Source organism: Micromonospora sp. NPDC001898, from assembly GCF_042891255.1.
Lineage (GTDB): Bacteria > Actinomycetota > Actinomycetes > Mycobacteriales > Micromonosporaceae > Micromonospora.
Genome location: NZ_JBIATC010000011.1, coordinates 75,138 through 89,396, shown reverse-complemented (window position 1 = coordinate 89,396; position 14,259 = coordinate 75,138). Strand labels below are relative to the sequence as shown.

At 72.5% G+C, this 14,259-nt stretch carries 10 protein-coding genes; 6 read left to right on the top strand and 4 right to left on the bottom strand.

What is annotated here, in order from left to right; translation table 11 throughout:
• Window positions 1-20: 20 nt before the first annotated feature.
• The gene (locus ACFYZF_RS21970) at window positions 21-2,870 is read left to right on the top strand and encodes a BTAD domain-containing putative transcriptional regulator (protein ID WP_387023556.1); all 2,850 of its coding nucleotides are present in this window, start codon (window positions 21-23) and stop codon (window positions 2,868-2,870) included.
• Between the two features lie 469 nt (window positions 2,871-3,339).
• Here ACFYZF_RS21970 and ACFYZF_RS21965 read toward each other — a convergent pair whose 3' ends face one another.
• Window positions 3,340-4,506, bottom strand: a complete 1,167-nt coding sequence (locus tag ACFYZF_RS21965) for an exonuclease domain-containing protein (RefSeq protein WP_387023554.1) — start codon at window positions 4,504-4,506, stop codon at window positions 3,340-3,342.
• A gap of 117 nt (window positions 4,507-4,623) precedes the next feature.
• Between ACFYZF_RS21965 and ACFYZF_RS21960 the strand changes: the two genes are divergently transcribed.
• Window positions 4,624-5,397 carry an SGNH/GDSL hydrolase family protein gene (locus tag ACFYZF_RS21960; RefSeq protein WP_387023552.1) on the top strand — a complete coding sequence of 258 codons (774 nt, stop codon included), beginning with the start codon at window positions 4,624-4,626 and terminating at the stop codon, window positions 5,395-5,397.
• A gap of 243 nt (window positions 5,398-5,640) precedes the next feature.
• On the opposite strand, the gene ACFYZF_RS21955 is transcribed toward ACFYZF_RS21960, so the two are convergent.
• Window positions 5,641-6,129: a glutathione peroxidase gene (locus ACFYZF_RS21955; protein WP_387023550.1), complete on the bottom strand. Its 489-nt coding sequence runs from the start codon at window positions 6,127-6,129 to the stop codon at window positions 5,641-5,643.
• Between the two features lie 148 nt (window positions 6,130-6,277).
• Between ACFYZF_RS21955 and ACFYZF_RS21950 the strand changes: the two genes are divergently transcribed.
• From ACFYZF_RS21950 to ACFYZF_RS21935, 4 genes are all read left to right on the top strand, one after another.
• Window positions 6,278-7,900 (top strand): glycosyl hydrolase family 18 protein, encoded by a 1,623-nt coding sequence (locus ACFYZF_RS21950; protein WP_387023548.1) that lies wholly within the window; start codon window positions 6,278-6,280, stop codon window positions 7,898-7,900.
• 221 nt (window positions 7,901-8,121) lie between these two features.
• Window positions 8,122-8,607, top strand: coding sequence for a hypothetical protein (locus ACFYZF_RS21945; RefSeq protein ID WP_387023546.1), 486 nt, complete (start codon window positions 8,122-8,124; stop codon window positions 8,605-8,607).
• A 102-nt stretch (window positions 8,608-8,709) separates the two neighbouring features.
• The gene (locus ACFYZF_RS21940) at window positions 8,710-10,116 is read left to right on the top strand and encodes a class II 3-deoxy-7-phosphoheptulonate synthase (protein WP_387023544.1); all 1,407 of its coding nucleotides are present in this window, start codon (window positions 8,710-8,712) and stop codon (window positions 10,114-10,116) included.
• Between the two features lie 50 nt (window positions 10,117-10,166).
• Window positions 10,167-11,198, top strand: coding sequence for a threonine aldolase family protein (locus ACFYZF_RS21935; RefSeq protein ID WP_387023543.1), 1,032 nt, complete (start codon window positions 10,167-10,169; stop codon window positions 11,196-11,198).
• A gap of 116 nt (window positions 11,199-11,314) precedes the next feature.
• Here the strand turns inward: ACFYZF_RS21935 and ACFYZF_RS21930 are convergent, their stop codons facing one another.
• Window positions 11,315-12,184, bottom strand: coding sequence for a deoxyribonuclease IV (locus ACFYZF_RS21930; RefSeq protein ID WP_387023704.1), 870 nt, complete (start codon window positions 12,182-12,184; stop codon window positions 11,315-11,317).
• Window positions 12,185-12,186: 2 nt separating this feature from the next.
• Entirely contained in the window at window positions 12,187-14,172 is a 1,986-nt protein-coding gene (gene pknB / locus ACFYZF_RS21925) for a Stk1 family PASTA domain-containing Ser/Thr kinase (RefSeq protein ID WP_387023541.1), read from the bottom strand.
• Window positions 14,173-14,259 lie beyond the last annotated feature (87 nt).

Here is a 14,259-nt window from a genome sequence, read left to right as displayed (position 1 = left end):
CTCGAAGCGGGGGCGGGTCAATGCAGGTCAGGCTTCTCGGACCGGTCGACGTGATGGTGGACGACACGCCGCGAACGGTTTCCGGCCTGCGGCGTAAGGCCGTGCTCGCCGTGCTTGCCCTGCACTCGGGCGAGATCGTCAGCACCGGCCGTCTCGTCGATGTGATCTGGGGCGACCAGGCGCCCACGACCGCGCAGAACACCTTGCAGAGCCACGTGTCCTACCTGCGCCGGACGATCGGCGTACGGAACGTGATCGTGTCGAGACCGCCCGGCTACGAGCTGGACGTGCCGGGTGAGGCCACCGATGTCGAGACCGCCGAGCGCCTCATCCGCGACGGTACGCGCACCACCGATCAGGCGTACGGCCGCTCGTGCCTGCGGACCGCGCTCGGTCTGTGGCGCGGTCGGGCGCTGGTGGACGTCGCCGGCCCCGCCTGGCTGGACGAGCAGGCCGAGCGCCTGGAACACGTCCGGCTGGTGGCGGTGCGGGCCCTCGCGGATGCCCGGTTGGCCCTCGGCGAGCACGCGCAGCTCGTTCCGGAGCTGGACCAGCTCAGCCAGGAACACCCGCTCGACGAGCACATCTACCGACAGCTCATGCTGGCGCTCTACCGCACCGGCCGGCAGTCCGACGCGCTGGCGACGTACCGGCGGCTGCGTCGCACGCTCCACGAGGAGCTGGGGATCGAGCCGAGCCCCGCCCTGCGTGAGTTGGAAGGCGCCATCCTGAGCCAGGACCCCGCCCTCGACCCGGCCCCGCAGCCGATCGAGGTGGCCGCCGGTGTGAGGCGCCCGTCGATCCCCGCACACCTACCGCCCGCGGTGCGTGCCTTCGCCGGCCGTACCGCGGAACTCCGCCGGCTCGACGAACTGCTCGCCGGGACGGGCGAGAACGGTCCGACGGCGGTGGTCATCTCGGCCGTGTCGGGAACCGCGGGGGTGGGCAAGACGGCGCTGGCCCTGCACTGGGCCCACCAGGTCGCGGACCGTTTCCCGGACGGTCAGCTGTACGCGAACCTACGCGGATTCGACGCCGGCGGCTCGGTGCTGGACCCCACCGAGGCGGCGCGGGGGTTCCTGGCCGCGCTCGGAGTTCCGGCGGAGCGCATCCCGGCGGACCTGCCGGCGCAGGCTGCCCTCTACCGCAGCCTGCTGACCGGCAAGCGGGTCCTCGTGCTGCTGGACAATGCCCGCGACGCGGAGCAGGTCCGCCCGCTGCTGCCCGGCTCGGCCGGCTGTCTCGCCGTGGTGACCAGCCGCAACCAGCTCACCCCGCTGGTCGCCATCGAGGGCGCCCACCCGATCGCTCTGGACGTGTTGCCGACCGAGGAGGCCCAGGACCTGCTGGCCCGCCGGCTGGGCGCCGACCGGGTGGCCGAGGAACCGGACGCGGTGCGCCGGATCATCACGAGTTGCGCCCGGCTGCCCCTCGCGCTGGCCATCACCACCTCCCGGGCCGCGACGCGCCCCGGCTTTCCGCTGGCCGTGCTCGCCGAGGAACTGCGGGACGCGGCGGACGCCCTCGACGCCTTCGACGGCGGGGACCCGACCACCAACGTACGAGTGGTCTTCTCCTGGTCCTACCGCGCACTGGGCCAGGACGCCGGCCGGTTGTTCCGGCTGCTAGGTCTGCATCCCGGCCCGGACATCGCCGGGCCCGCCGCCGCCAGCCTCGCCGGCATCGCGCCGCGCCAGGCGCGGATCCTGCTGGCCGCGCTGGCCCGGACCCACCTGCTCATCGAGCACGCGCCGGGGCGGTACCTCTTCCACGACCTGTTGCGGACCTATGCCACCGAGCTGACCCACGACCTCGACAGCGAGGCCGACCGGCGCGCGGCGGTGCGCCGGCTGCTCGACCACTACCTGCACGTCGCGTACGCCGGTGCCCGGCTGTTGCAGCCGTTCCGTGAGCTGATCGACCTGGAACCCGCCCTGCCCGGCGTCACGACGGTGTCGCCGGCGGACGCCGAGCAGGCGATGGCCTGGTTCGACGCCGAGCATCCGGTGCTGCTCAACGCCGTGGCCCGGGCGGCCGAGGACGACATGCACGGGCACGCCTGGCGGCTGGCCTGGACCCTGTCCGACTTCCTGGACCGCAAGGGACACTGGCACGACTGGGTGGTGACCCACGAGACCGCGCTGGCTGCCGCCCAACGGTTGGCGGACCTCCGAGCCGCCGCGAGGGTCCACTGCGGCCTCGGCCGCGCCCGGGCCCAGTTGGGCCGGTTCGCCGACGCCCATGCCCACTTCCGGTGGGCGGCCAGACTGTCGGGCCAGCTCGACGACCCGGCCGGTCAGGCGCACGCCGACCGCAGCATCGCCTGGTTGTACTCCCGGCAGGGACAGCACCGGAGGGGACTCGTCCACGCGCTGCGCGCGCTTGAACTGTTCGAATCGGTCGGCGACCGTCCGATGCAGGCCAGGGCCCTCAACACGGTCGGCTGGCAGTACGCCCAACTGCGCGACCACGGACCGGCCCTGCGCTACTGCCAGCGGGCGTTGCGCCTGCTCCGCGAGGTCGGCGACCGCTTCGGCGAGGCCAACACCTGGGACAGCCTCGGCTACACCCACCACCACCTGGGCGAGTACCGGGAGGCCACCGCCTGTTACCGGCGGGCGGTCGAGTTGTTCCGCGACGTCGGTGACCGCTACTACGAGGCCGACACGCTCAGCCATGCCGGGGACAGCCGCCAGGCGGAAGGCGACCTGGACGCCGCCCGTCGGTCCTGGCAAAGTGCCCTGGACATCCTCGACGCGCTCGGTCACTCCGACGCGGACCGGGTCCGCGTGAAGCTCCGCCGGTTTCCGCGACCGCTCGGCCCGGCTTCGCCGAACCACCTGGACGCCGGTTCGTTGACCGCGCCGTAGCCCGTGCCAGCGTCGCATCAGGCCCCAACCGGCCAGCGCGGCCACCTTCTACACGATCCAGAACTTCGGCAGCGGCAAGTGCATCCAGCGCCCCCGGCCAGCTCCACGGACATCGGCATGCAACTCGGATCGTCTCCGCGATCGGCAGCCGGTGCCTCGATGTGGCGGGTGCGTCACCTGCCGGCGGCGGTGGTCGAGGCAGCGGGCCGGGCGTTCGCCGACGAGGCCGTGCCCCCGGCCGCAGGCCAGGCCGCGTCGTGGGCGGTGACCATTCTGGTACGCCGACGTGGCGGCCCGCCACCGACGGGCGGTGGCCCGCAGGGGCGGGACGGGCCACTGCTGTTCGGGAGCCTCGCCCGGCTGGTTGACGGTGGCGACGACCCGGCTGCGCGCGGCGGGGGTTCCCGCCGAGCGCAGCCGCCTGCCCGAGACCTTCACCCGTTGACGGCTGCCCGCAGCCGGTCCGCCGTCAGTCGCGCGGCTTCGTCTCCAGGGGCCACTGCGTGCTGACCGTCTCGTCCCGGCCCTGCCTGTCGAAGTAGCTCTGGAGGTCTCGGGACTGCTCGGCGTACCAGCCGATCTGTGCCTGGTGCAGCAGGTCCGGCCGCATCCGGGCGATGCGCCCGTGCCGGGCCGCGATCGACCGGGCCAGGTCGGCCGCCGCCCGCGCGTCGCTGGCCGCCTCGTGGGCGGTCTCCAGCGTGACCTCGTAGTACCGGCACAGATCGCCCAACTGCTTGCTGCCGTACCAGCGGGGCTCGACCTCTTTGTGCAGCACCGACGGGTCGATGATGACGGCGCGGTCCCAGTCGATGGCGGGCAGGCCGTGCCGGGCCAGTTCCGTGTGCAGGGCCGTGACGTCGTACGGGGCGCAGAAGGCCACCAGCGGGATTCCGTCGGCGATCAGCTTGGCGACCGCCGTGCCCAGGTCCGCCAGCGCCTCCCGGGCGGGCTGGCCGCCGCTGCGGACCATTTCGTCGGTGATGCCGTGCCGGGCCGTCGCGTCGGCGGGGATCGACACACCCGGGTCGGTGAGCCACTCCTGCGTCGTCCCGTCCGAGTGGACCAGGGCAGCGGAGATGATCCGGGTCTCCGTCGGCTCGGGCAGCGTGCCTTCGAGGTCGAAGCCCACCACCGGCAGGTCGTGCCACCCGGCGTGCCGGCCGACCGGCGGCGCGACACGGATCGGGACGCACGCGTGGTGGTACGAGTTCCAACGACCGTCGACGTTGACGGCCTGACCGACGCCGGCCTCCACCTGCGCGCCGCACGTGCCACAGCGTCCGGCGTACTTGTTGATCATCTCGGAGATCTCCTGTGGGGGTTGCCTGTGAAATCTGGAGATGATCTTCGAGTACGTGCCGGGCGGGCGGGGGCCCCGGATCGCCGCCGATCGGCCCGAGTGCCGCTCCGTTCGGATGGTCGGGTCGGCGGCGCCGCTCGGGCGGGTCAGGGCGAGCAGGTGCTCGGAATAGACGTTGTTGAAGCCCTTGACCACCCCTGACTTCGGCAGATGCCGCTGGAGCAGCTCGTTGGTGGTGGTGGACTCGTCGTCCGGCCCGGCGGGGGCGCATTCCCGACCGATCCGGTTGGTCCGCCACTCTGGACGGTTGCGGACCGAACCACCCCTATCCACCCCTGTAGGCAATCGGTGATCTTCCATCGAACCTGTATTCAGTGATACCTATCTCTTACCACGACTTCCCACCCCCAGGAGTGCTACGTGCGGAGATCCCGCTTCATTACCCTCGCCGTGAGTGTTGCGGCGTCCCTCGGCGCCACGCTCACGCTGGCCGTTCCCGCCCAGGCGTCCGCCAGCGACCACTACGTCGCCCTCGGCGACTCGTACGCCTCCGGCGTCGGCGCCGACGCCTACACCGCCGAGAGTGGCGCCTGCAAGCGCAGCACAAACGCGTACTCGGCGCTGTACAACACCAATATCAAGCCCGCCTCGTACAAGTCGGTGGCCTGTTCCGGGGCGATCACCACGGACGTGATCAACAAGCAGATCTCGGCCCTGTCGTCGAGCACCACGCTGGTCAGCGTCACCATCGGCGGCAACGACGTCGGCTTCTCCACCATCATGCAGACCTGCGTGCTCCAGGGCGAGAGCGCCTGCGTGGCCGCCGTGACCACCGCCGAGACCAAGGCTCGCACCGAGCTGCCCGGCAAGCTGGCGAACGTCTACAACGGGATCAAGGCCAAGGCGCCCTCGGCCCGGGTCGTGGTCGTCGGCTACCCGGTCTTCTACCAGCTCGGCACGCCCTGCGTCGGCCTCACCGTGACCTCCCGGACGAAGCTCAACGCGGGCATCAACCTGGTGGACGACATCATCCGCACCGCCGCCACGTCGGCCGGGTTCAAGTTCGCCGACGTGCGGTCGGCCTTCGTCGGCCACCAGCTGTGCAGCTACGGCGAGAAGTGGATGCACGCGCTGAACTTCCTCAACATCGGCGTCTCGTACCACCCGACGGCGGCCGGCCAGTCCGGCGGCTACTACCCGGTCTTCCGCTCCGCCGCGGGCTGACCGGACCGGCCCCGGCCGGTGACCTCCGAGGCCGGGGGGGGGCCCCCCCCCGGGGGGGGGGGGGGGCGCGGGCCCGGGGGGGGGGGGGGGGGGGGGGGGGCCGCGGGGGGGGGGGGGGGGGGGCCGCCCGGCCCGCCGGGGGGCCCCCCCCCCCCGCGGGGGGGGGGCGCGCCCGGGCCCCCCCCCCCCCCCGGGGGGGGGGCCCCGCGGCCTCGATCAATTCGGGGAGGTGGGCCCGGCGGGCTACGCCGGCAGGACCTTCTCGATCGCCGTGCGCAGCTCGGGGGAGTCCGGCGCGACGGTCGGGGCGAACCGGGCGGCCACCGTGCCGTCCGGCGCCACCAGGAACTTCTCGAAGTTCCACCGCACGTCGCCGGTGTGCCCGTCGGCGTCCGGCGTGGTCACCAGCTCCGCGTACAGCGGGTGCCGGGCCGGGCCGTTGACGTCCACCTTCTCCGTGAGCGGAAAGGTCACCCCGTAGTTGACCTGGCAGAACTCGCCGATCTCGGCGGCGGTGCCCGGCTCCTGGCCGGCGAACTGGTTGCACGGCACGCCGAGCACCACCAGTCCCCGGTCGGCATAGGTCTCGTGCAGGGCCTGGAGCCCGGCGTACTGCGGGGTGAGGCCGCAGCGGGACGCCACGTTCACCACCAGCAGGGCCCGGCCCCGGTGGCGGTCGAGTTCCGCCGGGCCACCGGTCAGCGCGTCGATCTGAGTGTCGAAAACGGTCATCCGCCGAGGCTACCGACCGGCCGCGACGGCCGGACGGACCCCGGTTTCCTGTAGATCGACGCATGTACATCTTGACGAAGTGATGACGTCGTGAGTAGCGTCTCACCATCCTTTAGGAAAGTTTCCTAACTGTTTGGGGAGACGCCACATGAAGAGATCGTTCCGCCGGGCCCTCTGGGCCGGCGCCCTGGTCGCGGTGACCGCCGCAGCGGTCCCGATGACCTCGGCGTTCGGTGCCGGAAGTGTGACCGCCACGTTCGTCAAGGCGCAGGACTGGGGGACCGGTCACGAAGCCCGGGTGACCGTCGCCAACGACTCCGCCGCCAGCATCAGTACCTGGCGCATCGAGTTCGACCTGCCTGCCGGCACCACCATCAGCAGCTCCTGGGACGCCGACGTCACCAGCAGCGGCAACCACTACGTCGCGGTGAAGAAGAGCTGGGGCGGCCCGATCGCCCCCGGGGCGAGCTTCAGCTGGGGCTACAACGGCGTCGGGGCGTACAAGGCGCCGCTGAACTGCACCATCAACGGCGCGCCGTGCGCCGGCGGCGTCACCCCGACCACCAGCGCCCCGCCGCCGACGACGCCCCCGCCGACCACCCCGCCCCCCACGACCCCGCCCCCCACCACCCCGCCGCCGACCACGCCCCCGCCGGGTGGCAAGAAGGTCGTCGGTTACTTCGCCGAGTGGGGCGTCTACGGCCGCAACTACCACGTCAAGAACATCCACACCAGCGGGTCCGCCGCGAAGCTGACCCACATCCTGTACGCCTTCGGCAACACCGCCGGCGGTCGCTGCAGCATCGGCGACAGCTATGCCGACTACGACAAGGCGTACACCGCCGCGGACAGCGTCGACGGCGTGGCCGACACCTGGGACCAGCCGCTGCGTGGCAGCTTCAACCAGCTCCGCAAGCTGAAGAAGATGTATCCGCACCTGAAGGTCATCTACTCCGTCGGCGGCTGGACCTGGTCGGGCGGCTTCACCCAGGCCGCGCAGAACCCGGCCGCGTTCGCCGAGAGCTGCTACAACATGGTCGAGGACCCGCGCTGGGCGGACGTCTTCGACGGCATCGACGTCGACTGGGAGTACCCGAACGCCTGCGGCCTCACCTGTGACACCAGCGGCCCCAACGCCTTCAAGAACGTGGTCGGCGCGTTGCGGACCAAGTTCGGCTCCTCGGCGCTGGTCACCGCCGCCATCACCGCCGACGCCAGCACCGGCGGCAAGATCGACGCCACCGACTACGCCGGCGCGGCGGCGAACCTCAACTGGATCATGCCGATGACGTACGACTTCTTCGGCGCCTGGGCGGCGCAGGGCCCCACGGCCCCGCACTCGCCGCTCACCTCGTACGAGGGCATCCCGCAGCAGGGCTTCTGGAGCGACGCGGCGATCCAGAAGCTCAAGAGCAAGGGCATCCCGTCCGACAAGCTGCTGCTCGGCATCGGCTTCTACGGCCGGGGCTGGACCGGGGTCACCCAGGCCACCCCGGGCGGCACCGCCACCGGCGCGGCCCCCGGCACGTACGAGGCCGGCATCGAGGACTACAAGGTCCTCAAGAACACCTGCCCGACCACCGGCACCGTCGCCGGCACCGCGTACGCCAAGTGCGGCAGCAACTGGTGGAGCTACGACACCCCGTCGACCATCGGCGGCAAGATGACGTACGCGAAGAACCAGGGCCTCGGTGGCGCGTTCTTCTGGGAGCTCTCCGGCGACACGAGCAACGGTGAGCTGATCGGCGCCATCAAGGGCGGCCTCGGCTGAGCCGAGGGCCGACGCAACACCCACACGGCGGGGAGGGACCGGCATCGGTCCCTCCCCGCCCGCGCGTGCCGCCGACGCCCGTCCCGTCGACACCTCGCCACACCCGCCCCGCCTGCCCCGTGGTGGTGCCCGCGTGGCGCACCGGATGCTCGGCGGGGCCGGGGCGATGTGTCAGACTCGCGCATCGGCACCTGCCCGTGCCGGGTCCAGGGGAGGGACGGATGGCTGTGACTCACTCCAGGTCGGCGCTCGTCGCGGCACTCGCGCTCCTGCCGTTCGCCCTGTTCGGCTGCGGGCTCGGCGGCGACGACGAGAAGCCGGCGGCGGAGCAGCCCGGGCGGGCACCCGCCGAGGAGGCGGCCACCAAGGCCCGCGAGCGGGTGCAGGCGTACCTCGACGCGATGATCGCCAAGGACGCCGCAGCCGGGCGCAGCCAGCTCTGCGCCCCCGCCCAGGGTGGCTTCGACTCCGCCGCCACCGGCCCGAACGGCGACTTCGCCGACCACTTCACCGTGACGGAGGCGGCCATCACCGACGTCCGCCCCGGTGCGGCCGGGCAGGAGGTCAGCACGTCGGTCACCGTCACCGTCGGCGCCCGCGAGGCCGCCCGGCCGCTGCTGTTCACCGTCACCCGCAGCGGCGCCGACTGGTGCGTCGCGGGGGAAGCGCCGGGCGGGCACACCCCGGCGCCGACGGTTACCCCCTGACATCCTCCCGCCACGCCGGGCTGCGGCGTCCCGGAGCTCCCAACCTCCGGAACCGTCCCCCTCGACGCCCGGTCCCTCCGGGGACCGCCGTACGCTTTCCCCATGCGCCATGAGTGGCATCAGCTGAGCCATCCCGCGGTGGGCAGCCCCGGCCTGCAGACCAGCCGTCCGACCGTCGACTCCGCCGAGGACGCAGCCCTCGGCCTGGACCGCTGGCGGGACCTGCCCCGGGCACAGATCCCGCCGTGGCCGGATCCGGCCGCGGTCGCCGAGGTCTGCAAGGTGCTCGACACCGTGCCGTCGGTCGTCGCGCCCTACGAGGTGGACCAACTCCGCAACCGCCTCGCGCTGGTCTGCGAGGGCAAGGCGTTCCTGCTCCAGGGCGGTGACTGCGCGGAGACCTTCGTCGACAACACCGAGCATCACCTGCTCGCCAACGCCCGCACCCTGCTCCAGATGGCGATCGTGCTGACCTACGGCGCGTCGCTGCCGGTGATCAAGGTCGCCCGGGTCGCCGGGCAGTACACCAAGCCCCGGTCGCTGCCGACCGACGCCCGAGGGCTGCCCGCCTACCGCGGCGACCTGATCAACTCGCTGGAGGCCACGCCGGAGGCGCGCGTCGCCGACCCGCAGCGCATGATCCGGGCGTACGCGAACTCGGCCGCCGCGATGAACATGCTCCGGGCGTACCTGGCGGGGGGGCTGGCCGACCTGCACGCGGTGCACGACTGGAACAAGGGCTTCGTCAAGAGCTCCCCGGCCGGCGAGCGCTACGAGGCGATCGCCCGGGAGATCGACCGGGCGCTGGCCTTCATCAACGCCTGCGGGATGACCGAGGACGACGCGCTGCGCACCGTCACCCTCTACTGCTCCCACGAGGCCCTCGCGCTGGAGTACGACCGGGCGCTCACCCGGGTCTCCGGCAACCGGGGGTACGGCCTGTCCGGGCACTTCCTCTGGATCGGCGAGCGGACCCGGCAGATCGACGGCGCACACATCGACTACATCTCCCGCATCGCCAACCCGATCGGCGTGAAGCTCGGCCCGACCACCACCCCGGACGAGGCGATCGAGCTCTGCGAGAAGCTCAACCCCGACAACATCCCCGGCCGGCTGACCCTGATCAGCCGGATGGGCAACCACAAGGTTCGCGACGCCCTGCCGCCGATCGTGGCGAAGGTCACCGCCGCCGGCGCGAAGGTCGTCTGGCAGTGCGACCCGATGCACGGCAACACCCACGAGTCCTCCAACGGCTACAAGACCCGGCACTTCGACCGGATCGTCGACGAGGTGCTCGGCTACTTCGAGGTGCACCGGGGCCTGGGGACCCACCCGGGCGGCCTGCACGTCGAGCTGACCGGTGAGAACGTCACCGAGTGCCTCGGCGGTGCCCAGGGCATCGAGGACCTCGACCTGCCGGACCGGTACGAGACCGCCTGCGACCCACGGCTGAACACCCAGCAGTCGCTGGAGCTGGCTTTCCTGGTGGCGGAGATGCTCCGTGGCTGACGCGAGGAGTGAGCTTGCGAGCCCCGCAGTCGGCGGCCGAAGGAATGACCGTGGCTGATCTTCTCATCGACCTGCGATCGGACACCGTGACCCGGCCCACCGCCGGGATGCGGGAGGCGATGGCCAACGCCGAAGTCGGCGACGACGTCTACGGCGAGGACCCGACAGTCAACGCCCTGGAGACCGAGGTCGCCGCCCTGTTCGGGCACGAGGCGGCGCTGTTCGCCCCGACCGGGTCGATGGCCAACCAGATCGCCCTGCAACTGGTGGTGCCGCCCGGCGACGAACTGCTCTGCGACGCCGACGCGCACATCGTCACGTACGAGATCGGCGCGGCGGCGGCGTACGGCGGAATCTCGTCTCGGACCTGGCCGGCGGACGGCGCGGACATCAACCCCGAGCTGGTCGCCGGCATGGTCCGGCCGGACGGCTACTTCGCGGTGCCGACCCGGGCCATCGCCGTGGAGCAGACCCACAACCGGGGCGGCGGCGGGGTGATCCCGCTGGACACCCTGCGCGAGCTGCGCCGGGTCGCCGACGCCAACGGGCTGGCCCTGCACTGCGACGGCGCCCGGATCTGGCACGCCCACGTCGCGGACGGCGTGCCGCTGGCCACCTACGGAGCGTTGTTCGACACCATGTCGGTCTGCCTGTCCAAGGGCCTCGGCGCGCCGGTCGGCTCGCTCGTCGTCGGCAGCGCGGAGAAGATCGAGCGGGCCCGGTTCGTCCGCAAGCGGATGGGCGGCGGGATGCGCCAGGCCGGCGTGCTCGCCGCCGCCGGCCGGTACGCCCTCGCGCACCACGTCCAGCGGCTCGCCGACGACCACGCGAAGGCCGCCCGGCTGGCCGAGGCGGTCGCCCCGTTCGGGGTGCTCGCCTCGCCGGTGCGGACGAACATCGTCCCGCTGGACCTGACCAAGTTTCCGCTGGACGCGCGGGGCCTGGCCGCCTCCGCCCGCGCCGAGGGCCTGCTGATCTCGGTCCTCGGCCCGCGCACCGCCCGCCTGGTCACCCACCTGGACGTCGACGACACCGCCATCGCCCACGCCACCCAGACCCTGACAACCCTCCTGCACCGCTAACCCCACCCCCGGTCGTCCCGGTGATCAAGAGGTTCGCGTCGGGATCCGGCGCTCGGACGACGTAAAACTCTTGATCAACATGGCCCGCCCGGGCCGTCCGGCCGGTGGGTGGCGGGTCAGGGGTGGAGGCGGGTGAGGGTGGCTATGTCGGCGGCGTGGCCCTCGTGTTTCTCCGTGGGGGTCTCCACCACCACCGGGATGCCCGCCGTGGCGGGGTGGGCCATCAGTTCGGCGAACGCCGGCTCGCCGATGCCGCCCTTGCCGATGTTCTCGTGCCGGTCCCGGGTCGAGCCGCACAGGTCCTTCGAGTCGTTGGCGTGCACCAGTCGCAGCCGGTCCGGCCCGACCGTGGCGACCAGCGTGTCCAGGCAGGCCGTCATGCCGCCCTCGACGGCCAGGTCGTGCCCGGCGGCCCAGGCGTGGCAGGTGTCGAAGCAGACGCCCAGGCCGGGGTGCCGGTCCACCGAGTCCAGGTACGGGCCGAGATGCTCCACCCGGGAGGCCAGCGACCGGCCGCCACCCGCGCTCGGCTCGACCAGCAGCAGCGGGCCACCCGTCGCCAGCGTCTCGTCGAGCAGGGGCAGCAGCGCCTCGCGTACCTGACGCATGGCCGCGTCGGCGTGACCCGCGTCGACCGCGCTGCCGGCGTGGAAGACCACCCCGAGGGCGCCGATCGCCCGCCCCCGGCGCAACGCGTGGGCCAGGGTCTGCGCCGACCGCTCGACCGTGGCCGGGGTGGGGGAGCCGAGGTTCACCAGCAGCGACGCGTGGACGAACACCGGCAGGCCCCGCTCGGCGCAGCCGTCCCGGAACAGCACATCCTGGGCCGGGTCGCCCGCCGGGAGCGCCCAGCCCCGGGAGTTGGAGACGTAGACCTGGACGGCCTCGGAGCCGGCCGCGTCGACGTACGGCAGGGCCGCCTTCGCCAGCCCACCCGACGTGGGGGTGTGTGAGCCGACCGGCCGGCGGAGGGCGGACGCCGACATCTCTACAGACACCCGATCGTGATCTGGGTGCCCGGCGCCACCTGGGTGTTCTCGCCCGGGTTCTGGAACCGGACGATGCCGTTCGGGTTGAACTGCACGTTCACCGGGAAGCCCTGGCTCTCCAACTGCTGCTTGGCCTGCTGGCAGGGCAGGTCGAGCACCCGGGGCACGACCACCGGGGCGGGGCCCTTGCTGACCTCCAGCTTGACCTGGGCACCCTTCTCCACGCCCGCGCCGTCCGCCGGGCTCTGCCCGAGGATCTCGTCCTTCGGCTTGTCCGAGTCCTTGTACGTCTCGACCGGCACCAGGCCGAGCTGGGCCAGGGCGGTGCGGGCCTCGTTGACGTTCTTGCCGACGAGGTTCGGCACCGAGATCGGGGCCTTGCCCTTGCTCAGGATGACGGTGACCTTCGCGCCCGGCTTGACCTCGGCACCGACCTTCGGGTTGGTGTCCACCACCACGCCCTCGGGCAGGTTGTCGTCGTACCGGGGGGTGCCCTTGGCGACCACCAGCTTGGCGTTGACCAGGTCGGCCTGGGCCAGCTCGAACTCCTTGCCGACCACGTCCGGCACGGGGAACCGGTCCGGCCCCAGCGAGAGGGTGAGGGTGATGGCACCGCCCTTGAGGATCCGGGCGGCCGAGGCCGGGCTCTGTGCCACCACGCCGTCGCGCGGGACCTTCTCGTCGTAGCGGGGCTTGGCGTACTCGAGGGTGAAACCGCCCCGGGTCGCCTGCGCCTGCGCCTCGGCCTTGCTGAGGCTGACCAGCTCCGGGGCCACCGTGTACCGACCCACCCCGAACCACCAGCCGGTGAGCGCGGCGATCAGGACGAGCACCACGGCCGCCGCCAGCAGGCCCATGCGCCCCCGTCGGTCGCCAAGCACCCGGGCCCGCAGGGCGGCGATCCGGCCGCCCGGACCGGAGCTCTCCGGCTCGGCCCGCCGCCGGTGCGGGCGCTGCTCCTTGTGCTCGGGCAGCCGGGCCCAGGCCGGGCGCTCGGCGGGCCGGACCGCCGCTACCACCATGGTGGGCTGAGTCAGCGGGGTCGCGCCGTCGGTCACCGCGCGCAGCACGGCGGTGTGCGCGTTCGGGTTGCCCAGCTCGTCGCGTGCGACCTGGACCTCGGTCAGCAGGACGCCGGCGTCGGCCGGCCGCGCCTCCGGGTCGCGTCGGGTGGCCCGGGCGACGAGGTCGTCGAGCGCCTTCGGCAGCCCCGGCACCAGCGTCGACGGGGTCGGCACGTCGTTGTCGACGTGTTGCCAGGCGACGTCCACCGGCCGGTCGCCGTCGTACGGGACCCGGCCGGTGAGCATCTCGAACAGCACGATGCCGGCCGAGTAGACGTCGGTGCGGGTGTCGGAGTGCCCGTCGGTGACCAGTTCCGGCGCGACGTACGCCACCGTGGCCATGAGCTGGTTGCCCGGCTCGTCCTCGGCGCTGGCCTCCACCGCCCGGGCCAGCCCGAAGTCGGCGACCTTGACCACGCTGTCGACCAGGTTGGCGACCCCGCCGGTGGGCGCCTCGGCGACCAGCACGTTCTCCGGCTTGACGTCGCGGTGCACCAGGCCGGCCCGGTGCGCGGCGGCGATCGCGGCGAGCATCTGCTCCATGATCGCCAGCGCCTCGTCCGGGTGCAGCCGGCGCCGCTCGGCGAGCACGTCGCGCAGCGTCCGGCCGCGCACGTACTCCATCACCAGGTAGGGCAGGCCGGCGTGGGTGCCCTGGTCGTAGACCGCCACCACGTTCGGGTGGGTCAGCCGGGCGATGGTCTTCGCCTCGTCGGTGAACCGCTCCAGGAACCCGGCCATCCGGGCCCGCGTCTCGGCGGCCTGGGTCGGGTGAATGATCTTGACCGCGACGGTGCGCTCCAGGCGCTCGTCGGTGGCGGTGTACACGGTCGCCATGCCGCCACGGGCCACGCGACCGCGAATGCGGTAGCGCCCGTCGATCAGCGAGCCCAGCAACGTGTCGGCGACCTGTGTGTCCATCGGCAGGCAGTCTATGTGTCCAGAGGGCAGAGGTTGAACAGGATGCTACAGATGGTCGGCGAGAGGGTCCGTCCCGCCGGGCTCACG

Bases quoted from the DNA above. Each gene is read 5' to 3' on its own strand.
- ACFYZF_RS21970 (WP_387023556.1), top strand. From the start codon at position 21: ATGCAGGTCAGGCTTCTCGGACCGGTCGACGTGATGGTGGACGACACG.
- ACFYZF_RS21955 (WP_387023550.1), bottom strand. From the start codon at position 6,129: ATGACCGTTTTCGACACTCAGATCGACGCGCTGACCGGTGGCCCGGCG.
- ACFYZF_RS21950 (WP_387023548.1), top strand. From the start codon at position 6,278: ATGAAGAGATCGTTCCGCCGGGCCCTCTGGGCCGGCGCCCTGGTCGCG.
- ACFYZF_RS21945 (WP_387023546.1), top strand. From the start codon at position 8,122: ATGGCTGTGACTCACTCCAGGTCGGCGCTCGTCGCGGCACTCGCGCTC.
- ACFYZF_RS21940 (WP_387023544.1), top strand. From the start codon at position 8,710: ATGCGCCATGAGTGGCATCAGCTGAGCCATCCCGCGGTGGGCAGCCCC.
- ACFYZF_RS21930 (WP_387023704.1), bottom strand. From the start codon at position 12,184: ATGTCGGCGTCCGCCCTCCGCCGGCCGGTCGGCTCACACACCCCCACG.
- pknB (WP_387023541.1), bottom strand. From the start codon at position 14,172: ATGGACACACAGGTCGCCGACACGTTGCTGGGCTCGCTGATCGACGGG.